The sequence below is a fragment of the Micromonospora sp. CB01531 genome (assembly GCF_001905095.1).
In the GTDB taxonomy this organism is placed as follows: Bacteria; Actinomycetota; Actinomycetes; order Mycobacteriales; family Micromonosporaceae; genus Micromonospora.
The window spans coordinates 11,031-29,822 of sequence record NZ_LWLS01000091.1; the positions used below are offsets into that span (position 1 = coordinate 11,031).

The window sequence follows — 18,792 nt, forward strand, 5'->3', positions numbered from 1 at the left end:
CACCGGCGACAGACAGTGGGAAGCCACCGCGCTGAGCAACCTCAGCATCGACCTGCACCTGCTCGGCCGGGACCCGGAGGCGCTCGACCAGGCCAAACGGGCCCTGGCGCTGCAGCGGCAGCTCGGCGGCCCCGGCGTGGCGAGCCTGGAGAACAACGTCGGCCTGCTCCATGCCCGGCTGGGCCGGCACCCCGAGGCGGTCCGGTACGCCCAACGGGCGCTCGCGTTGCAACACCGCACGGGGAGTCGCCCGGGCCAGGCAAACGCCCTGGCCAACCTCGCCTTCAGCTACGCCCGACTGGGCCGGCACAAGGCAGCCATCCGGGCTGGTCTGGCCGCGCTCGATCTCGCCCGCGGACTCAGCCCCGACATCCAGTCGAACGTGCTGAACACCCTCGGCGAGGCGTACTTTCTCGCCGGCGACCAGGAGACGGCCCTGCGCCACCACCGGGCAGCCCTGGCCATCGCCGACCGGATCGACGAGGCAGATGAGCAGGCCCGGGGCCGAGCCGGAATCGAGAAGGCCACCATCGTCGCCGCCGGGTGACCACGACCTGGCAGACAAGCCGAAGATCTTCGCCACCGCCCTCGGGCGGCTGCCGCACCAGCGCGCCCACATGTCGGGCGTGCCGGGCGGGACAGCCCGCCCGGCACGACGCCGGTCACTGGTAGACGCGGACGTAGCCCACGAGCAGCCGGGACGGAAACGGCGTCGACGCGTCGGGCGGGCCCGGCCAGCCGCCACCCGGCGTCACGTTGCGGATCAGGTAGAAGGGTGGTCGACGACCCACGGGCCGCGCGTCGCCTCCACCGTGCCCTTGCCGGCGTAGGGGACCTCGGTGTTGTTCACCAGAAACGCATCCCCTGGCTGTCCCACTCCACGGCGTACACGCGTTGGTCAGTCGCCCGCAACGCCGCCACAAGGCATTGACCTCATCCGAGCTGCGCACGTCTCACATAGCCTTCGGTCTGCGCCCGAAAGGTCTGCGCCTCTGCCCCGCGAGTTCGCTTAGCGTAGCGATCGCTTGGCTCATGTATCCGCGCCAGAAGATCTTTACGATGGGCAGCAACGCTATCGCGGGCGAGCTGGACTTCGACACTGCCGTACGGGACCCGAGCGACCCGGTACAAATCGACCGAGGCTATGACTATCGCGATGGCCTGCACTTCAACGACTCCGGCTATCTGGCCATGGCATGGGCGGTTGACCTCGAGATCCTGCGTCGGCCCTAACGGATGGGGTCTTGTCCGGCATCCCACCCTGTGCATCACCGCACGGGGTGGGATGCCGTCCCGGCCGCCGGTTGGTCAGTGGCGCGGCGGGCGTGGGTGGGCGGTCTGGCGGAGGACTGTTGGCTCTTGTCGAGGGCGTCCGTGATCTCGGCGTAGCCGACTTCGAAGGCCTCGCGCAGCACGAAGATGCGGCTCGTGATCCCGGACCAGCTAGGCGCGCTGGTTACGGTAGGGCTTCGTGGTCGCGGGCCAGGCGTCGGTGCAGCATGATCCAGCCGAGGGTACGCTCGACGACCTACCGCCGCTTGAGCACGGCGAACCCCCGTGGATGTCAGGAGTTGCGCGGGGCTACGAGGCCGGATTCGTAGGCGAGGACTACGAGTTGAGCGCGGTCGCGGGCGTGGAGCTTAGCCATGGCTCGGTTGATGTGCGTTTTCGCGGTCATCGGGCTGATCACCATGCGGTCGGCGATCTGGTCGTTGGACAGGCCCTGCGCGACGAGGGCTACGGCCTCGCGTTCGCGGTTGGTCAGTTCCTTCAGCCCCGTGTCGGTGCTTGTATGGAGCGGCTGGGTGACGTACCGGTTAATCAGCTTGCGGGTGATCGATGGTGCGAGCAGGGCGTCGCCGCGCGCGGCGACGCGTACGGCGTGGAGGAAATCTTCCGGCTGGATGTCTTTGACGAGAAATCCGGCGGCACCGGCGCGCAGCGCGTTGAAGACGTACTCGTCCAAGCCATAGTTGGTCAGAATGACGACGTGCACCCGGGCCAGGGTCGGGTCCGCAGCGATGCGCCGGGTCGCCTCGATGCCGTCGATGACGGGCATCTGGATGTCGATGAGCGCGATGTCGGGCAGATGTTCCTTGGCCAGCGCCAGGCCCTCGCTGCCGTCGGCGGCCTCGGCCACCACCTCGATGTCGTCCTCGACGTCGAGGAGCGCGCGGAATCCGCTGCGGAGGAGTGGCTGGTCGTCGACCAGCAGGACACGAATCATGACCGTCGATCCACGGGAAGTTCGGCTTGGACGCTGAAGCCGCCCTCGCTGCGTGGTTCCGCGCGGAGGTGACCTCCGAGGGCGGTGACTCGTTCACGCATCCCGAGCAGCCCGACGCCGGGCACCGGCGCGGTGTCCGGCGTGGCCCTGCCGTCGTCATCGACTCGGATCGCGAGGGCGTCGGGACGATAGTCGATCCGAACCGACGCCGTAGCGGCGGCGGCGTGACGGGCGATGTTGGTCAACGACTCCTGAACGATCCGGTAGGCGGTCCGGTCCACCGCGGCGGGCACATCGTTTCGGTGCCCTTCGATCGTCAGCGTCGCGTCCAGGCCGGTCGTCCGGGCCCGTTGCACCAGTTCCGGGACGTGGTCAAGCCCATGCGGCGGACTTTTGTCGTCGTCGCGCAGCGCCTCCAGGGTCGCTCGCAGTTCCCGGGCCGCCTCACGACCGGCCTCCCGGATCGCCAGCAGGGCCTCCGGCACCTGTTCACCCCGCTTGCGGGCCAGGTGAACGGCGACTTCGGCCTGCACCTTGATGACGGAGATCTGGTGGGTGAGCGAATCGTGCAGCTCCCGTGCGATGTGCAGCCGCTCCTCGTTGGCGCGGCGCCGCGCGGTCTCCTCGCGGGTGCGCTCGGCCTCATCCGCCCGGCGCTCGGCTTGTCGCAGCGCTTCACCCGCCGCACCGGCGGCGATCAGCCAGGCCAGCTCGAGGACACCTCGGGCCCGCGCGAACGCCTCGCCCGTGTCGTGCAGGCCCGAGGCCATGGCCGCGAGGGGGAGAGCGGCCAGCATGATCACGCTCACCGCCACCGTGATGGTGCGGTGTCCCGCCCGCACGGCGGCGTACACCGCGAACAGGAACGCGACGGCAGGCACGTCGAACCCGGCCGCCTGGTAACCCACCGCGCACAGCCCGGTGACGACCAGGACGGGAAGCGGAGCGCGGCGGCACGCTGCCAGCGCCAGGCCGCCGGCCGTCAGCAGCGCGTAGCCGAGCAGGTCGAGGTTGGTGGCGGAGTGCTGCCCTGATAGCCCGGTGACCAGCAGGATCGCCGCCACGCCGGCGGCGATCGTCCAGTCTCTGACACCGATCCGTCGCCTGCTCATGCGCGCACCCTAACCGGATGTCTGCCCGGGCGACTCGTGCGCGCGGATGATCGGCCGCCTACCGCACCCGCAGTACCTTCCCAGCTTCTGCGACATCTGCGGCAGCCGGATGCGCCGCTTGCGGCAGCATGAAGTGCCTGCCCCAGCAGGACGACAGGCGGTGGGTCCGGCGGACAGGATCAGACGACGTCCAGTCCTACGAGGAGAAGGAGCACCTCATGTCCGTGCGTCACCTGCTCGCCGCCGCCGCAGCCGCCCTCCTCGGAGTCTTCGGGCTTGCCACACCAGCGGCCGCGCACGTCTTGGCCGAGCCCGCCACAGTTTACGGCTGGACCCCCGAGCGAATCTGGGGCAGTGCGGCCGCGCTACTGGCGCTGGTCGGCGTGGTCATCGGCGGGCTGGCTCTGGCCCGACCCGCCAGCCGGGTCGGCAACGGAGGACGGGGAGCCATCGTGGCCCTGGTGGCGGGGCTGATCGCCGTGGTTAATGGCGCGCTGGTGGTGGTCACCGCCGACGGTGGTCTCGGCACCGGCAACGGGATCGCCGGTGGCTACTTGGCCCTGGTGATTGGGCTGATCGCCACGGCCCTCGGCTGGCTGGCTCTGGCCCGCTCCCGCCGCACCGTCTGACCGCAGCGAATTCGAGCGCGTTCGGGTTTGCCTGAAGACCGACGCACCAAGTTCCAGCGCGCCGTAAACACCCGCCCCAGCCTGATGCTCGGATAGCTGCCCTGAGCCGCAGACTTACCGGCGAACGCCCATTCAGCACGCATTCAGTCACGCAGCGCTACCTGACACTTGGTAGCAGCTTCCTTCACGGCAGCCCAACCCAGGAAGGAGAACGATGCGACACACCATCCCGATCTGGCGAACACTCGCTGCCGGCCTCGCCGGAGGCATCGCGTTCGTGCTAGGCACGTTCGTCACATTCCGCATGCTCGGGGGTTCACGCCTAGGCGCGGAAGGGCTGTTGTTCGACCCCGACACCCAGCACCCCAAGGTCATCACCGTGTGGAAGGAACTGGAGCCACTCCCACGGATTCTGGAGAATCCGCTGATCATCCTCGGCGGGATGCTCGCGTTCGGGATCGGCTACGCCTTCGTCTACCGGTCCATCGCTCCTGCGTGGACGACGGGCCTGCACCGCAGGGCATGGCGGCTCGGCCTCATCGTGTGGCTGGGCACCGTGTTCGCCGAGTTCATGGGCCCATTCAACGTGCTACACCAGCCCCTGAAACTCAGCGTCCTGGCCTGGGCGATGTGGGCCGTATCCGCCTTCGCCGAGGCGTATGCGCTGATATTCGTCTTGGACCGCGGCCTGTCCAAGGGCCGTGAACAAGGCGAACGCGGCCCCGCGCATCGCGCCACCGCGGCCGAACACCATGCCTGACGCCAACCGGTGGAGACGCCAATGAACATCACTGTGTTCGACGCGACCGGCCGCACCGGCCGCCACGTCCTGAACCTCGAGCTTCCTCGAGAAACTGGCCAGGCCGTTTCCAGGGTGAGGAGGAGCATATGACACGTCCAGAAAGGGTGCTCGTCACTGGTGGTACCGGCGTGCTGGGTCGCGAGCTGGTACGTCGGCTACAGGATCGGACCGAGGTGCGGGTCTTGAGCCGTCGCGCATCTCAGGGACCTGGGTTCGTCCAGGGTGATCTCGAGACCGGCGAGGGCCTGGCCGCAGCGGTCGAGAATGTGGATGCGATCGCCCACTGCGCGAGTGCGGCCGACTACCGGCGACCGCAACGGGACGTGACCCAGCTCCGGCAGCTCCTCGACGCGACAAGTGGAGCGCGGCCGCACCTGGTGTACGTCTCGATCGTCGGAGTGGATCGGGTTCGGTTCAGGTTCTTCCAGGCCAAGCTAGACACCGAGCGGCTCGTCGAAGACTCCGGCCTGCCATGGACGATCCTGCGGGCCACCGAGTTCCATGATCTGATGCTGATGGCCTTGACGCGACTCTCCAAAGGTCCGGCCGCCGTGGTGCCGCGGAAGTCTCTGTTCCAGCCAGTCGACGCGGGCGACGTCGCCGAGCGAATGGCCGAACTCGTCATGGGGCCCGCGGCAGGCCGCGTTCGCGAGCTCGGCGGGCCGAAGGTCGAGTCGATGACGGACCTGATGCGCACCTATCTCGCCGACGCACAGCGCCGCCGCCCAGTCATCACTATCCCCCTATGGGGCAGGCTGGGCGCGGGGTTCGGCGTGGGCGGCCATCTGCTCACCGACGGTGACCGCGGCACCGTCACCTTCGCCGACTACCTGCAGGCGCGTAGTGACGCTGACGGCCTCCTCGACCATCCCTACCGCTAAGCGTCTCTGGTCAGCGTAGTGATCCTGAGTCGGATTGAGTTGCCGGGATCGTTTCCCACCGTGGTGGGGTAGCGTGGGCATTCAGGTGGAATCCTGCGCCCAGTGCTGCTCCGCGTGGCCGGTGGCCGGTGGTGGGTGTGCTGATCGTTGCCACGCCCTGGTGCCGGTGGGCTGCGCGGGGCAGCCGGGTCCGGTCCGTTGGTGCGTGTCCCTCCGGACGCTTGCCCGCCAGGCCCCGCTGGCCAGGGCGTCCAGGCCGGTATTGAACGCCTCCTTGGAACACTCCGGCCACCACGGCGCCACGTCCGCCTTGGCCGCGTTCCGCGACTTCCGCAGGCCGACGAGGAGCATGGACATCCGGTTACCCGGTCTCTTCGATGAGTACGCCGAGGGCGTAGCAGAGTGGTGAGCGCGACGCGCGGCGGGCCGATGCGGGGTGTCATTCTCGACCGTGTCAGCCGCCGTGCTCGTATGGGGCGCCGACGGTGTAGAGCAGGGTAGCGAGTGCGGCCAACGCGAGGACGATCCGTAGCTTCATGGCGGTCGATGCTATGAGTTGGTGGACATCAACTGATTCGGTGGTCTTGGCAATGATCTGGACCTGTCCGTACAGAAGGATGTCAGGCATTCAGGTGGTTGGATGCCCAGCTGTGCCCCGGTTCTCCGTCTAACCCGTGTGCAAAGTTGGTCCAGATCCTCCGAGCCGCAAGGCCCGCGTCGGTCGCTGAACCGTGTCGCCCCCGGCTGACGATCACGGCGGGACAGGGGGCCGGCACCGCGCTGTGCCGGCCCCCGACCGTCAGTTCTGCGGATTGCCGGGGGGAGTGGTGTTCCACTCCGGGTTGCCGAGCGATTCGACCAGCTGGCGAACCTTCACCGCGTCCCCGGGGGCGGTCGCCAGGCTCAGCATCAGCAGCAGCCGGGCCTTCTGCGGCAGCAGGTCGTCACCGTCGAAGATCGGGGCGGTGCTGCTGCCGCCATCGACCGAGCCGGAGCCGACCCGGCTGGTGCTGACGAAGAAGACACCCTTGGCGATCGCCCCGGACCGGGCGGCGGACTGGGCAGAGGAGATGCCGCCGGCTCCCGTACCCGCGGTCACGATGCCCTTGACCCCTGCGTTGGCGAACGCGGTGATCGCCTCACCGCCGGCCTGCTGGTAGTTGTAGACCACCTCGACCCGGGGCAGCGACTCCACCGTGATGTCGCTCAGTTTGAACGGGGTCAGCCAGCGGTTCTTCTGATCGCAGTCGGCGACCCGGGACGGCGCCCGGCCGACCTTGATCTCCGAGCCGTTGATCCAGCCGAGTACGCCCAGCTCACGGGTCTGGAAGGTGTCCATGCGGGTGGTGCTGGACTTGGTCACGTCCCGCGCCGTGTGGAACTCGTCGTTGAGCATCAGCACGGTGCCGTAGCAGTACGTGGACTGGCTGGCGGCCAGGACGATCGAGTTGTAGAGGTTCGCGGGACCGTCCGCGCCGATCACCTGCGGCCCGTCAACCGTGCCGGCCGCCCACGGGCGCATCGCCCCCGTCATCACCACCGGCTTGCGGCTCTGCACGGTCAGGTCCAGCCAGTACGCGAACTCCTCCATGGTGTCCGTCCCGCTGGTGACCACCACCGCGTCGGAGGTTTGCAGCGCCTCCTCCACGGCGAGGGTGAGGGCGTGGAGCTCGGCGATGGTGTAGCCGCCGGAACCTTTGTTGCCGAATTGCACGGTGGACACGTCGGCGACCTCGCCGATCTCGGGTTGGAGCTGGGCGACCATCCGGTCGATCGGAATCTGGCCGGCTCGGTAGTTGGTGAAGCTGCTCCGGGAGGTGGCGACGCCGGCGATCGTGCCGCCGGTGCCGATCACGGTCACCTTGGGCTTCTTCGTCTTGGCCTCGGCGACCGCTGTCTGGTAAGCGACGCTCTGGATTTCTGTGGCGGCGATGACACCGTGGGTGGCGGAGCCGGACGGCGGGCCGTCCGGCTCGTCGGCGCCGGTCGATGTGATGGCGAGTACGGCCGCTGCCGCCAGCGCGGCGGTGACGACCGGGGCGCTCAGGGTGGCAATCCGTCGGGCTGGCAGAAGCCGGCGTTGGTCGAGGGACAAGGCAACCTCCGTGAAGGTCGGGGGCGGGGGGAATTGCCTCGGATCTTGCGGGCCGCTGCTTTCGTCGGCGTTACACCAGCATTTCTCGATACTGTCGGATGCAGTGGTGAATGCCACTCTGAACTGTGTAAACGCCGTCGGAGATTGGCCCGAGCCGCCAAGAATTCGGGCAGCAGTGACATTCGGCGGCGAGGGGGCCGTGTCCGCCGGGACGCGACCCCCTCGGTGTCCGGAGCCTTGGTTCGACACCGCGGCTAGCCGCGGAGCGCCCCCGGCAGTGCCGCCCCGTCCACTGTGGTCGACGGGCCGTGGTAGATCGCGTTGAACAGCAGCTTGCTCGGGTCACGAGACCACGTACGGAACGTCGGCTCGCTACCGAACGTCACGATCAGACCCTCGCCCATCTGGTGCTTGACGATGTTGGCCTTGCCGTTGAGGTGCTCCCCGCCGATGAGCCAGCCGCTCTGCAACTGCTCACCGGACTTGGGGAACGAGGAGACCACGTCGCCGCCGGTGACGGTGTACGCCTGATCGCCCTCGCCGAACCACACCGGCGTGTCCGGGCGCATACCCCAGGCCACCGGGTCTGAGGTGTCGAACCGCTGGCTGAGGATGCTGCCGGGCGAGAAGAACTGGTGCTCGTCGGAGGGAAGCGCCGGGGTGATCGGCAGCGAGGCTAGCTGGCGCGCGGTCGCCACCGAGTCGCCGATCGCCAGCAGCGTCCCGCCGTCCTCGACGAACTTGCGCAGCTCGGCCCAGCCAGCCTCGCCAACCCCGTACGCCCAGGACCACTCGGCCGGGTAGCGATCCCGGTTCAGGCCCGAGACGATGTCAGTCCGGCTGATCCCCGCCGGCAGCACGATCGTGTCGAACTTCGCGTTGAGGTCGCCGGCGAAGTCGGCGGCGACGACCTCGTTGAAGCCGATGCCATACTGCTCGAAGAGCCACTTCATCCAGCCGCCCGGGATGTTGTTGATGCCCCGGAGGAGGCCGACCCGGGTGTTGTCCTTGAGCTGCTCCGCCGCCACCTGCGGCGCCTGCCCGACGCTGAAGACGGGGATGCCTGTCTTCCGGGAGACTTCCTGCAGGGCGGTCTGCGCCGCCTTGCTCGGCTCGACGATCAGTGTGCCCGGGGCGTAGGTACGTCCGCCGGCCGAGAACTCAGCGCTGGCACGGAAGGTTCCCGCACCGGCCTTCTGCAGCGCGGCGATCATCATCGCCGTGCCGTAGGACTCCGGGCTGACCAGGTAGGCGCCGTTGCCTCCCGGGTCGCCGGGGAACGCCGGGTTGGCCGGCTGTACCTTCGTGACCGGGGTGGTCGAGGCGGTGAAGGGCTTCGCGACGGTGTCGACATAGACGCCCAGGAGCATCGGCAGGGTCTGCGCCGTCACGTCGTACGGGCTCTGCGGCGGGCCGCCCGGGTACTCCCGCAGGTCCGGGTAGCGCTGCACCTCCAGCAAGGTCTTGGCGAACCGGCCGTAGGGCTGTGCGTAACGGATGACCCAGGAACCGGCCTCGTACCGCTTGCCGTTGGCCGTGAAGGCGGAGGTGGCCTGCTCGATCTCGACATCGCCGGTCTGCAGGGTGTTCAGCAGCTCGTACGTGGCGAATGGATCCCGCTGACCGGCCGGAACCACGTAGGCGAACGGCTTGTCGGCGCTCGGGTCCACCGCGTTGCGCTGGGTGCGGTAGAAGTTGTAGAGCCACTCAGTCTTGTACTTGGCGACGTTGCTCAGCGCGCCGAAGACCGCCGTGTCGAGGTAGTCCACGATTTGGGCCAGCGTCCAGGTGGACTGGTCGTACGGCTCGATGAAGTTGGTGTCCGGCTCTTGCGGACCGATCGGGCCACCGTTGCTGCTCTTGTAGGTGTAGGCAAGGTCCTGCGCGCTCGCCGCCTCGACGAGGATGCGCGGCGCGCCGTGGTAGGTCATGTACTGGCGCGACGGCGTCCAGTAGTCGTAGGTCGAGCCCCACTGCACGCCCTTCTTGCCCTCGGCGGTCAGGCTCCGCGAAATTTCCATGCCGAGGGAGTTGGTCTGCTGGACGGTGATGGGGTCGATGTTCGGGTCGTTCGGCGACAGGTACGGCGGGATGAAGATCCGGCCCCGGCTGTTGCCCATCTGGTGCAGGTTCTGGACGACCTGCGGCTTCCATTCGTTCTGCAGGGCGACGCTGATTTGCGTCTCGGGCTGCGTGATCATGAACCAGTCACGGTTGTCGTCGTGCCCGGTGTATTTCTGGTAGAGGTCGGGATAGGTGCGAGCGTAGTTCGTTCCCGCGGTTTTGTTGAAGTAGTCGCCCACCCATTTCGTGCCGTCCGGGCTCTGCGCCGGGATGATGAGCAGTACCACGTTGTCGAGAATCTCCGAAACCGTGGTCGACTTCTCGTCGGCGAGCCGGTGGAGAATGTTCGGAATGACCTGTGCGGTGCCCACCTCGGTTGAGTGGATCGCGGCTTCCAACAGGAAGACCGATTTGCTCTGCGCGGTGAGTTTCTTGGCCTCCGCCTCGGTCAGGCCGCGCGGATCGGCCAGTCGCAGGTTGCTCTCCTTGATCCGGTCGAGTTTCTTCAGGTTGTCCGGCGAACTGACCGTGAGGAGCGGGAAGGGCTGGCCTGTCGCCGTCTTGCCGATCTCCTGGTAAAGCACCTTCTGGGACTTGTCCGCGACGAGCTTGTAGTACTTGACCAGGTCGTCCCAGCGGGCGAGCTTGCCTTCGGTGCCGAGTGGGAAGCCGAAGAACTGCTCGGGTGTGGTGATGCGCGGGGCCGCGAGGGCGGTCGAATTCAGAACGAGACTACTGCTTAAGGGCAGGGCCAATGCAAGGAGAGCTGCTGCGGGTAGCAGACCTCTCCTCTTCCAGGTGCGCATAGACATTCTCCTTGTGCTCGTCGCCGTGCTGAACGAGTGCCGAATCCTGGACGAGGGTCAATTTCTCGGAGTTCCGACGAGTATCGAATTCCGGGCAGGGCTAATCACTGCGAGAACCGAATAGTTTCCACCCCCTTTCATGTATAGAAATATCAGAATGTGTAAGGTCGGGTCAACTTTTTGAGCATTACTTGAGGTTCGCCGTTCGGGCCGCCCGCTCGCCGGACGACCGGCGGTGTCTACCTGGCCACCCAGGCGGCGGTGCGGCGGATGGGCGACGGCGGCCGGGTCATCAGCATCGGTAGCTGCTTCGCCGAGCGTGTTCCGTACGCCGGGTCAGTCCGTACGCCATGAACAAGAGTGCGCTGATCGGCATGACCCGGGGTCTGGCCCGCGAGCTCGGCCCGCGTCGCATCACCGTCAACGCGGGCTCGACCGACACGGACATGAACCCGGCCAGCGGCGACGGCGCCGACCACGACGCAGCTTCATCGCCCTAGGGCACTACGCCGAGCCTGCGGACGTCGCGGCCACGGTGAGCCACCTCGCCGGCCCGGACGGCCGGTACATCACCGGCGCGTCGATCGCCGTAGACGGCGGATCTGCCGCCTGAGTCCGTCGTTCACGGCCGCCGACCACCGGTGCCGAACCGGCACTCGTGCGCGGCACCCGCCCACTCCGAAAGGGAACACCCCGTGGCCTGGATCATTCTCATCGCCGCCGGCGCCTGCTCGAGGTGGTGTGGGCGACCGCGCTCAAACACACCGAGGGGTTCACCCGCTTCTGGCCTTCGGCGCTGGCCGTCTCCACCGCCGCGCTGAGTTTCGTGCTGCTGTCGTGGGCCATGAAGAACCTGCCCGTCGGGACCGGGTACGCGGTGTGGGTGGGCATCGGTGCCGTCGGCGTGGTCGTCGCCGGTATCGTCGCCCTGGGCGAAAGCGCCTCACCGCAGCGGTTCGCTTTCCTCGCCCTGATCCTCGTCGGGATCATCGGCCTGAAGGTCATGGAGGGCTGAACCCTTCAGCGGGACCCCGGCTCCGCCGCCTGCCGGCCTTGATGGGCAGACTGCTCTGCGGCAGTTGGGCAAGACCGACCCGCGGTTCGCCGGATCGGGGGATCCTGTGTGGGATTGAAGCGGTTGCCCGAGTTCACCGGTGCACGGTTCGGCGGTTGCGAGCCAGGAAAGGACGCAGACATTGGGTATGCGAGGACGGCCACGTACCTTCGACCGAACCGCTGCCCTCGACCGGGCCATGCAGGTTTTCTGGGAGCGGGGCTACGAAGGCGCCTCCCTCACGGACTTGACCACGGCCATGGGCATCGCCTCCCCCAGTCTGTATGCCGCATTCGGAAACAAGGAGGCGCTGTTCCGGGAGGCGGTCGCCCATTACAACGCCACGCACGGCGCCGTGCCGCAACGGCCGCTGCCCGCGCCGGGCAGCCAATACGGCGGGAACGTCATCGCGCCAGACCCAGCCGGAAGTCGTCCGACGTCGGCCACACCGGTGGCCGGGTAACGTCCACCGAGTTCCAGGTGATCGACAGGTCATCGAACTTCTGGCGATTGACTTCCAGATGCTCCCCGGCGAGAGCGCGCCCCGCCTGCTCCTGGACCATCCGCACGATCCAGTCATTGACCGTCACACCCTCCGGGGCGGTGGTGGCCCAGCCCAGGCGCCGCAACGCCATCCACGCCTGCGACGGCAACTTCCGATCGCTCGCGTCCACCCCGGAAGCCAACACCGCCACATCCACGGCGTTCCACCGCTCAGCCAACAAGCCGGACCATCCCCGCCACCAGATCAGCACACCAACCGATCCGTCGCGCAAGCACCGCCCGGGACAACACGTCACCGGTCTTCTCGTCCACCCCTGAACGAAGCAAGACACGGGCAGAGGCGGTACGGGAGGCCTCGCCCCCGGCCGGCGGCAGCCTCCGGCTCACCGGTCGCTGGCCTGGCATTGCCCGGACTCGGCCAGCAGACGACGCCGGTTCTCCGCCGACCGCATCCCGTACAAGCGCCCCGCGAACGTCGTGACCAACGAAGCAAAGTCCTGCAGCAACTCCTCCCGTCCGCCGAGCTTGTTCGGATGGAGCACCTCGAGGGTGGCGCCGTGCACGGCCAGCAAGTGTTTGAGCCAGCCGACACCGAAGCGTGCAAGCCGGTCCTCATGCGTCACCCGCACCACGGTGACACTTCCGTCGGCGACGGCTCGCAGCAGCCGGTTCAGGCCAGGCCGGTCCTCTCGCAGGCCCGACGCCCGGTCACGGAACACCTTCACGACCTCGCCGGTGGACGTAGTCCGCAGCTCATGCTCCTGAGCCTCCAACGAGGACTCCTGCCCACTGGAGCCAGAGACCCGCACGTACAAGCCCTCCAACCGAAGGCGCGCACCGCCGCCAGTGGGAACCTTCATCGCCTCGACATCGATCGAGGAGAACCGACGCTCACGGCCCACCCACGTCACCGGAATCTTCCCCGAATCAGCCCACAGGCGAAGCGTCACCGGGTGAACACCAAGACGCTTCGCGGCCTTCGCAAGCCGAAGAAGTTCCACACGGTCATCCTATGATCAATGAGGATTCTTAATCAAATTGGTCAGCCTTGCTCGATCCGACATCGTCTGATTGTCATCATCACCTGTCAGCACGGCGAAGCATCGCGTCTGTTTCGGGATCGGGCATGAGCTCCCGAACCTCTTGCGCGCAGCGGCAAGCGCCGGCAATCTTGGCGGCCCACGTCACCGCCTCCTCGCGTGAGGCCACGTCGACGACCACGAACCCGCCAATGACCTCCTTGGTCTCCGGGTAAGGGCCATCGGTGACCATCCCGTCCGTGGCCACAACGCTCGCCCTCTGGCGTTCGAGTCCAGCGCCGAACACAAACACGCCGGCGTTCACGGCCTCCTGGACCACCGCGTGCGAGGCCTTGCCCACGTCGGGCCAATCCTCGTCGGGGATGTGGTCCATCGCGCCGTCATTGAACGAGATCAAGTACCGCGTCATCCCATAACTCCCTTGTCCCGGCGGCCTCGTCCAGCCGCCTCTCGCCTTTCTACGAACGACTCGCCCCAGATCCGACGCCATGCCAGAAGAATTCTCACGGGATCTCCGCCGCTCGGCGCCCACGGGCGTCAAGTCGCCCGTGTTCGCGGGGATCATTGCCGCCGCCACCGGCCACGAATAGTCCCACACACTCATGTGCCGCGGTCCGCGCGCTATGCGGCGTCACGAGATGCTGACTCGGCCGGCATACCCACATAACCGATGAGCGGATGCGAGCGTGGATCAACCAGCATAATGTGCTGGCCCGGCTAATTCTCCCACCTGAACAGCTCAGGATGCTTAGCCGCCTCCGCTTGGAGGCGGGGAAGGTCTGCCGCGTGGAGGGTTACGAGGCCACAACTGACGCAGGCCAAAGCGCGGACTGACGTCACGTCTCGAGTGCCCCATCCTCGCCGCGATGGCCGCCACAACCGGATGCTCTGCTGGTCTATGTCGGTACGTACGCCCGTAGCCACGCGGGTGCCTCCACACGTAGGGCAGGGCGAAGTCGGCGTTGGCAGATTCTCGGCCACGGCGGTATGTCTACCAGCCAGAGACAACGGCTGTCCCATCCGCACATAGCCGCGATCCGAGCATTACGGATCGTGACCACTTGCGCCCGGAGGGGACGTCCGGACATGGCCGATGAGCGGGGCGGCCATGACCGCCCGGGCCTGCCAATGCGAATTGCGCTGCTGTTTGGATGGTGGTAACCGAGGCGGTCCAGCCCGGCTGGACCAAGGCGGTGCCCCTTGGCGCGCCCGGCACCAGGACCATGGTGGCGTTGAAGCGTGCACCCTGCCGATGGTGGGCGGGTGCTGACGCGTCGCTCGGTGTAGAGGGCAGCCGGGCCGCCCTGACCCGGAGGACCGGGCGGTCCGTGGCGGACGCCCGGTCCCCGGAGGGCTCCCGGTATTCAGGGGAGCAGGTCCAGCGCTCGAAGTGTTGCCTGTTCTCGAACGCCATCGGGATGACCTTTTCCTGTTGTCAGGCGCTCCAGCGCCTCGTCGCGGCGAGGAGTCGTCTCCGGTACTACTTCATGAACGCCGGGGCGTACGTTTCGTAGCGGTCCTGGTCGTGGATCGTGAGCTGTGCCAGAGCAGGTCATCGCGGCATGTTGCCAGCCGGTGATCGTGCGCACCGTGGCACTGGTTTGTTGACGGTGCCGGTGCCGGTGCCGGTGCCGGCTGAACTCGCTACTGCGCCGTTGAGCTGATCGGCCGTCAGGCAGGTGTCGCCCCCAGCCGTACCGCTGAGGCGTACACGTCGACGAGGCCGGTTCCCTTGTCAACTGCGGTGGTGTAGGGCCCGACGGTCTGGTAGGCCGCGCCGTCCGTGAACTTGTACGCCGTGGCCTTGAGCGCGTCCTCGACCTGGGCCGGGGTCGCGTTCGGTGCGACCTGGAACAGTTGGGTGACGATGCCCACGACATGCGGGGTTGCCATCGAGGTACCGCTGATCGTGTTGAACGTGCCGAGATCCAGGAGCCCGGGGCCGTTGCGCGGGTCCAGACCGGTCGAGCAGATCAGCAGGTACGGCCGGCAGGCCGAGGTGATGTTCGATCCGGGTGCCGAGACGTCCGGGTAGGTCTCCGGGTGTCCCGCCGCCCCGCGGCTGGAGAACGTCGACACGCTACCGTCGCGGGTGCCGGTGCCATGATCGTCGTAGGAGGCGACCATGATGATGCCCGGAGTGGGGTCCTGACCCGGAGGGTTGGTGGCGCTGTTGTCCGGGCCGTCGTTGCCGGCCGCCCAGACGGTGACGACACCCTCGGCGGCCAGCGCCCGTTGCAACTTGGTGGTCGCCGAGTTCGGATCGAACGCCCCACCGCCAGTGGGGCCGTACGAGTTGTTGCTCACCTTGATCGGCGGGCAACCCGCGCACGGGTTCAGGTGATGCTCGAGCACCCAGTTCAGCGCGCTGTCCGCACCGAAGATGCTCAGTCCCGCGCCGACAGACAGGCTGATCAGCGTGGCGTCAGGGGCAGCGCCGTGCAGCCGGGTGCCGTCGGTGAGCGTCGTGTCCCGCCCGGCGACGATCCCCGCGACGTGTGTGCCGTGCCCGCCGGCCGACAGCGTGTCGGTGTCGTTGACCGCGGTCAGGTCGAGGAAACACGAGTCGTTGGGGAGCGGGAGCGGCAGACCCAGGTCGGTGAGCGGGCCGCAGATGTTCTTCAGATTGAGCTTCACTGCGCTGCTACCGTCCGCGTTGCGGAAGAACGGGTGCGTGTCGTCCACGCCCGTGTCGATGATCGCCGCCGACACGCCACGGCCGTTGACCGGCCGTCCCTGTCCGTCGCGCAGCTCAGCGCGCGCCTGCTCGCCTCGGGTAGCGACGTTCGAGGTCGACAGGTGCAGCTGCAGCGGCTGGTCACCTTCGACGTACGTGACACCGGCATGACCGCGAACGGCCGCGATCTGCTCGGCGGTGCCGCGCGCAACCGCGACACCGATCTTGTTCCAGGTGGTGACGAGTGTGAGGCCGGTGTCGGCGGCCGCCTGCCGGGCCGTGCCGATGCTCGTACCGTGCACAAACACCGGGATCGTGCCGGAGGCTGTCGTCAGCGTCCGCGCCAGGGAACTGGATATCGGGGCGAGTGGGTTGCTCGCCTGCGCCGGCGCGACCGGCGCGACCGGCGCGACGAGCGCGGCGGCAAGGACGCCGGCGATCAGGACGGGGGTGGTTCGAGGCATGTGGGGCCTCCTCTGGGAGCCTATGTGACGCTATCTATGGCCTACATCGGCGATCACCAAACTTATGCAACACGGCTACGTCCTAAGGGCGCGAATGCGTACGGAGCCACCCCCTCGCACTGCAGGCGTGAGGGGTACCGAGGCCTTACACGACCTGGAAGGTCCGACGTCCGGATCTGCCGCCGTCCGTGCGTGCTGGCCGATCAAGAGCGGTCACGGTCGGTAGCTGGCTGCTGAGTCGAGCGGGCATCCTGGCCCAGCGCACCGAAACCTTCCCGCCCTGGCCCCGGTCGACCACCAGGTCGACGCAACAAACAGCCCGCCCAACGCCACGACGTGCACATCAGCCCACGCGCGAGAAGGAAACCGAAGACCTCCACCGCTCCCCGCCCACGCCGCACGGGTTAAAGATCAAGTTAGATCAGCCGGGCGAGAACCCCGGACTCAATGATGATTACGGCACCGATCAGCATGAACACGCCCGGCACGATCCAGTGTCCGAACCGTTCAACGATGTCGACCACTTTGCGGTGGGAGCCGAGCCAGGACCCGGCCAGGCACCATACGGCGACGCCAACGGCGAACACGGCGACCGTGATCAGGCTGGCGGTGACGCCGATCGTTCGGAACATCGGGGTGTAGACGGAGATGTTGTCCGCGCCGTTGGCGATCGTGACCCCGATGACGGAAGCCAGGCCAGACGCCACGGCCGGAGTGGGCAGTTCCTCGTCATTCCGGCTACGGATCGCCCCGATGAGGCCCCGCACGCCGAGGCCGAACGGGACCAAGCCCAGCAGACCCACCCACTGGTCGGGAATGATCGTCAGGCCGAGGGCGGCCACTGCGGAGACGACGACCAGGGCTGCGACTCCGGTGTACTGGCCAACCCAGATCTGCCATGCACGGGGCTTGCCTGACGCCCGAGCGGACAGGAACAGCACAGTCAACACGATGATGTCGTCGATGTTCGTGCCGGCAAACACCCCGACCGCAGCGGCGAGGGTCCCGAAAAGGTCTCCCACGGCTAGGCACTGTACGGGCGCAAGCTGAGTGGAGAGGGCCGGCGGGAAGCGCTCTGCAAGGCTCTGCCAGACTGCAAAGCACCTCCAACCCAAGCCCGTGCTCTCTGGGTGTACGGTCCAGATGCGGTGAGTACATCCACGGAGCCCCGTGGTCGGTGGGCGACCAAGGTCAAAACAACGTCAGCAATGGGTGCACAAACCTGTCACCCGACACGCCGAATGGGTGTACGACAACTCACAGATCGGCGACCCGGTGACGGTCACTGGCACCGAGAAACGCCTGGATCCGAGCAATGGATGGACGGTCTGGGACATGAGTTGGGACGACTACGTCAGGAAATGACGCTGCTTGCATCGGCTCCCGGTGATGTCCGCCGGCGCGACGCTGGTGGCGCTGACGATGAAGTGGTCGCCCCGGTCCACCGCCCGGGTGAGCTGGGCGCACCGACCGGGTATCGACGACGTGGTGACCCAGATCCACGAGGTCGGCGCATGACCGGTCGGCGTTGCACGGCGATCCGTCGGCATGCCGGTGTAGTCCACCCGCTGTTCCGCTCGCCCCTCGGACCTGTCCGCCGTACCGGCGTCGAGCACGTCTGCGGAGGTGAGTGCAGCGGTGTGGCTACGGCACCTGGACCGGATCTGCCGAGCGAGGCGTGGGGGTTGGTCGGTGCCCGAGAGCGTCGCGGTGGGTGGTGATGAGGTGAGTGCGGTGCCGGATCCGCCGAAGTTGCTGCGGACCCTGATCTGTTCCAGGTTGGTGATCCAGCCGCGCTGACCGGTTCAGTCGTTGAAAGGCTGCACCGCCGGGGCCTACCACGACGCCGAGCCCTTGTGGCGCCGTGGGCTCAGCCGGCGGCGGTGACTGTGGTGGCGGTGACCGTGCCGTCCGTCGACCGGTCGCCCTGCACGCTTACGGTCTGCCCGGCCTTGAGCATTGCCAGTTCGCTCGGCCGGCTGGTCTGCACGGTGGTGCGGTCGTTGGTCCGCACGGTGATCACGGTGCCGTAGGAGGTCTCCAGGTACAGGACACCGGCGTCGACGAGTTTGACCTTCCCGGTGGTGACCGCCGCGGCGGAGGTCGGCGCCGACCCGCTGCCCGGCTCGCCGCGGCCCGGGCCGCCCCCGGGGAATGCGCTGGGCAGCGCACCCGGGAAGCCCCCGGTCCGTCCGGCCGGCGCCAGCGCCGGGGTGTTCCCCCAGCGCTGCTGCACCTGCGTCCCGGCCAGGAAGCCGACCAGCACCAGCAGCAACCCGGCCAGCACAAAGGTGCCCCGGTTCCACCAGCGGCGTGGCGCGGCGGCCGCGAGCGCGGCGGAGAGGTCCCGGTCGGGTTCCGCCGGCCGGGTCGGCGACCTCGGTGGCTCGTCGCCCACCCGTTCGAAGATGACGGTGTCGGCGGTGTCCATGTCCTC

Annotated in this window: 21 protein-coding genes and 3 pseudogenes; 10 read left to right on the plus strand and 14 right to left on the minus strand. The window is 67.6% G+C overall.

Annotation, left to right across the window (positions count from 1 at the left end):
* Nucleotides 1–547, plus strand: a 547-nt coding sequence (locus A6A27_RS27335; protein WP_143194204.1) for a tetratricopeptide repeat protein, incomplete at its 5' end; no start/stop codon positions are given.
* Between the two features lie 115 nt (nucleotides 548–662).
* Here A6A27_RS27335 and A6A27_RS46890 read toward each other — a convergent pair.
* A complete protein-coding gene (locus tag A6A27_RS46890; protein WP_274534586.1) occupies nucleotides 663–791 on the minus strand; it encodes a hypothetical protein in 129 nt (42 codons plus the stop codon).
* A 268-nt stretch (nucleotides 792–1,059) separates the two neighbouring features.
* Here A6A27_RS46890 and A6A27_RS44510 point away from each other — a divergent pair, with 268 nt between their 5' ends.
* On the plus strand, nucleotides 1,060–1,233 hold the full coding sequence (locus A6A27_RS44510; RefSeq protein WP_206745065.1) for a hypothetical protein: 174 nt from the start codon (nucleotides 1,060–1,062) through the stop codon (nucleotides 1,231–1,233).
* A gap of 229 nt (nucleotides 1,234–1,462) precedes the next feature.
* On the opposite strand, the pseudogene A6A27_RS43525 reads toward A6A27_RS44510, so the two are convergent.
* The 3 genes and pseudogenes from A6A27_RS43525 to A6A27_RS27355 all read right to left on the minus strand — a co-directional run.
* Nucleotides 1,463–1,558, minus strand: a pseudogene (locus tag A6A27_RS43525) (IS5 family transposase); the annotation flags it as partial.
* A gap of 6 nt (nucleotides 1,559–1,564) precedes the next feature.
* A complete protein-coding gene (locus tag A6A27_RS27350; RefSeq protein WP_073837525.1) occupies nucleotides 1,565–2,227 on the minus strand; it encodes a response regulator in 663 nt (220 codons plus the stop codon).
* Entirely contained in the window at nucleotides 2,224–3,339 is a 1,116-nt protein-coding gene (locus A6A27_RS27355; RefSeq protein WP_073837526.1) for a sensor histidine kinase, read from the minus strand. The genes A6A27_RS27350 and A6A27_RS27355 overlap by 4 nt, the downstream gene beginning before the upstream one ends.
* A gap of 218 nt (nucleotides 3,340–3,557) precedes the next feature.
* Here A6A27_RS27355 and A6A27_RS27360 point away from each other — a divergent pair, with 218 nt between their 5' ends.
* The 3 genes from A6A27_RS27360 (at nucleotide 3,558) to A6A27_RS27370 (ending at nucleotide 5,651) form a co-directional block, all read left to right on the plus strand.
* Complete coding sequence (locus A6A27_RS27360) at nucleotides 3,558–3,968, plus strand: DUF6223 family protein (RefSeq protein WP_073837527.1); 411 nt, start codon at nucleotides 3,558–3,560, stop codon at nucleotides 3,966–3,968.
* A 214-nt stretch (nucleotides 3,969–4,182) separates the two neighbouring features.
* A complete protein-coding gene (locus A6A27_RS27365) occupies nucleotides 4,183–4,728 on the plus strand; it encodes a hypothetical protein (RefSeq protein ID WP_073837528.1) in 546 nt (181 codons plus the stop codon).
* Nucleotides 4,729–4,856: 128 nt separating this feature from the next.
* On the plus strand, nucleotides 4,857–5,651 hold the full coding sequence (locus tag A6A27_RS27370) for an SDR family oxidoreductase (protein ID WP_073837529.1): 795 nt from the start codon (nucleotides 4,857–4,859) through the stop codon (nucleotides 5,649–5,651).
* Nucleotides 5,652–5,732: 81 nt separating this feature from the next.
* Here A6A27_RS27370 and A6A27_RS27375 read toward each other — a convergent pair whose 3' ends face one another.
* From A6A27_RS27375 to A6A27_RS27385, 4 genes are all read right to left on the minus strand, one after another.
* The gene (locus A6A27_RS27375; protein ID WP_158074077.1) at nucleotides 5,733–6,008 is read right to left on the minus strand and encodes a hypothetical protein; all 276 of its coding nucleotides are present in this window, start codon (nucleotides 6,006–6,008) and stop codon (nucleotides 5,733–5,735) included.
* Nucleotides 6,009–6,105: 97 nt separating this feature from the next.
* Nucleotides 6,106–6,279 (minus strand): hypothetical protein, encoded by a 174-nt coding sequence (locus tag A6A27_RS44515; RefSeq protein WP_158074078.1) that lies wholly within the window; start codon nucleotides 6,277–6,279, stop codon nucleotides 6,106–6,108.
* 171 nt (nucleotides 6,280–6,450) lie between these two features.
* Nucleotides 6,451–7,746: an asparaginase gene (locus A6A27_RS27380; protein ID WP_073837530.1), complete on the minus strand. Its 1,296-nt coding sequence runs from the start codon at nucleotides 7,744–7,746 to the stop codon at nucleotides 6,451–6,453.
* A 254-nt stretch (nucleotides 7,747–8,000) separates the two neighbouring features.
* Complete coding sequence (locus tag A6A27_RS27385; RefSeq protein WP_158074079.1) at nucleotides 8,001–10,616, minus strand: M14 family zinc carboxypeptidase; 2,616 nt, start codon at nucleotides 10,614–10,616, stop codon at nucleotides 8,001–8,003.
* A gap of 240 nt (nucleotides 10,617–10,856) precedes the next feature.
* On the opposite strand from A6A27_RS27385, the pseudogene A6A27_RS47200 reads away from it, so the two are divergent.
* From A6A27_RS47200 to A6A27_RS46905, 3 genes and pseudogenes are all read left to right on the plus strand, one after another.
* Nucleotides 10,857–11,229: pseudogene (locus tag A6A27_RS47200) on the plus strand (SDR family oxidoreductase); the annotation flags it as partial.
* Between the two features lie 82 nt (nucleotides 11,230–11,311).
* A pseudogene (gene sugE / locus A6A27_RS27395) lies at nucleotides 11,312–11,631 on the plus strand (quaternary ammonium compound efflux SMR transporter SugE).
* Nucleotides 11,632–11,869: 238 nt separating this feature from the next.
* On the plus strand, nucleotides 11,870–12,133 hold the full coding sequence (locus tag A6A27_RS46905) for a TetR/AcrR family transcriptional regulator (protein ID WP_274534588.1): 264 nt from the start codon (nucleotides 11,870–11,872) through the stop codon (nucleotides 12,131–12,133).
* Here A6A27_RS46905 and A6A27_RS27405 read toward each other — a convergent pair.
* The 5 genes from A6A27_RS27405 to A6A27_RS27430 form a co-directional block, all read right to left on the minus strand.
* Entirely contained in the window at nucleotides 12,075–12,425 is a 351-nt protein-coding gene (locus A6A27_RS27405; RefSeq protein ID WP_073837532.1) for a hypothetical protein, read from the minus strand. The two genes, A6A27_RS46905 and A6A27_RS27405, sit on opposite strands and share 59 nt — an antisense overlap.
* Nucleotides 12,426–12,557: 132 nt before the next feature.
* Complete coding sequence (locus A6A27_RS27410; RefSeq protein WP_073837423.1) at nucleotides 12,558–13,175, minus strand: IS607 family transposase; 618 nt, start codon at nucleotides 13,173–13,175, stop codon at nucleotides 12,558–12,560.
* Between the two features lie 79 nt (nucleotides 13,176–13,254).
* Nucleotides 13,255–13,623 carry a YciI family protein gene (locus A6A27_RS27415; protein ID WP_073837533.1) on the minus strand — a complete coding sequence of 123 codons (369 nt, stop codon included), beginning with the start codon at nucleotides 13,621–13,623 and terminating at the stop codon, nucleotides 13,255–13,257.
* Nucleotides 13,624–14,885: 1,262 nt separating this feature from the next.
* A complete protein-coding gene (locus A6A27_RS27425; RefSeq protein WP_073837535.1) occupies nucleotides 14,886–16,355 on the minus strand; it encodes a S8 family serine peptidase in 1,470 nt (489 codons plus the stop codon).
* Between the two features lie 416 nt (nucleotides 16,356–16,771).
* A complete protein-coding gene (locus tag A6A27_RS27430; protein WP_241825489.1) occupies nucleotides 16,772–17,338 on the minus strand; it encodes a cadmium resistance transporter in 567 nt (188 codons plus the stop codon).
* Nucleotides 17,339–17,567: 229 nt separating this feature from the next.
* Between A6A27_RS27430 and A6A27_RS44520 the strand changes: the two genes are divergently transcribed.
* Both A6A27_RS44520 and A6A27_RS46910 read left to right on the plus strand, forming a co-directional pair.
* Nucleotides 17,568–17,720, plus strand: a complete 153-nt coding sequence (locus tag A6A27_RS44520; protein WP_158074080.1) for a hypothetical protein — start codon at nucleotides 17,568–17,570, stop codon at nucleotides 17,718–17,720.
* Between the two features lie 24 nt (nucleotides 17,721–17,744).
* A complete protein-coding gene (locus tag A6A27_RS46910) occupies nucleotides 17,745–17,873 on the plus strand; it encodes a hypothetical protein (RefSeq protein ID WP_274534589.1) in 129 nt (42 codons plus the stop codon).
* Nucleotides 17,874–18,225: 352 nt separating this feature from the next.
* Here A6A27_RS46910 and A6A27_RS27435 read toward each other — a convergent pair whose 3' ends face one another.
* The gene (locus A6A27_RS27435) at nucleotides 18,226–18,786 is read right to left on the minus strand and encodes a hypothetical protein (RefSeq protein ID WP_073837537.1); all 561 of its coding nucleotides are present in this window, start codon (nucleotides 18,784–18,786) and stop codon (nucleotides 18,226–18,228) included.
* Nucleotides 18,787–18,792 lie beyond the last annotated feature (6 nt).

What these genes read in the sequence shown, in the direction of transcription:
- A6A27_RS44510 (WP_206745065.1), top strand. Translation starts at nt 1,060, where the DNA reads ATGGGCAGCAACGCTATCGCGGGCGAGCTGGACTTCGACACTGCCGTA.
- A6A27_RS27350 (WP_073837525.1), bottom strand. Translation starts at nt 2,227, where the DNA reads ATGATTCGTGTCCTGCTGGTCGACGACCAGCCACTCCTCCGCAGCGGA.
- A6A27_RS27355 (WP_073837526.1), bottom strand. Translation starts at nt 3,339, where the DNA reads ATGAGCAGGCGACGGATCGGTGTCAGAGACTGGACGATCGCCGCCGGC.
- A6A27_RS27360 (WP_073837527.1), top strand. Translation starts at nt 3,558, where the DNA reads ATGTCCGTGCGTCACCTGCTCGCCGCCGCCGCAGCCGCCCTCCTCGGA.
- A6A27_RS27365 (WP_073837528.1), top strand. Translation starts at nt 4,183, where the DNA reads ATGCGACACACCATCCCGATCTGGCGAACACTCGCTGCCGGCCTCGCC.
- A6A27_RS27370 (WP_073837529.1), top strand. Translation starts at nt 4,857, where the DNA reads ATGACACGTCCAGAAAGGGTGCTCGTCACTGGTGGTACCGGCGTGCTG.
- A6A27_RS27375 (WP_158074077.1), bottom strand. Translation starts at nt 6,008, where the DNA reads ATGTCCATGCTCCTCGTCGGCCTGCGGAAGTCGCGGAACGCGGCCAAG.
- A6A27_RS44515 (WP_158074078.1), bottom strand. Translation starts at nt 6,279, where the DNA reads ATGCCTGACATCCTTCTGTACGGACAGGTCCAGATCATTGCCAAGACC.
- A6A27_RS27385 (WP_158074079.1), bottom strand. Translation starts at nt 10,616, where the DNA reads ATGCGCACCTGGAAGAGGAGAGGTCTGCTACCCGCAGCAGCTCTCCTT.
- A6A27_RS46905 (WP_274534588.1), top strand. Translation starts at nt 11,870, where the DNA reads ATGCAGGTTTTCTGGGAGCGGGGCTACGAAGGCGCCTCCCTCACGGAC.
- A6A27_RS27415 (WP_073837533.1), bottom strand. Translation starts at nt 13,623, where the DNA reads ATGACGCGGTACTTGATCTCGTTCAATGACGGCGCGATGGACCACATC.
- A6A27_RS27425 (WP_073837535.1), bottom strand. Translation starts at nt 16,355, where the DNA reads ATGCCTCGAACCACCCCCGTCCTGATCGCCGGCGTCCTTGCCGCCGCG.
- A6A27_RS46910 (WP_274534589.1), top strand. Translation starts at nt 17,745, where the DNA reads ATGTCCGCCGGCGCGACGCTGGTGGCGCTGACGATGAAGTGGTCGCCC.
- A6A27_RS27435 (WP_073837537.1), bottom strand. Translation starts at nt 18,786, where the DNA reads ATGGACACCGCCGACACCGTCATCTTCGAACGGGTGGGCGACGAGCCA.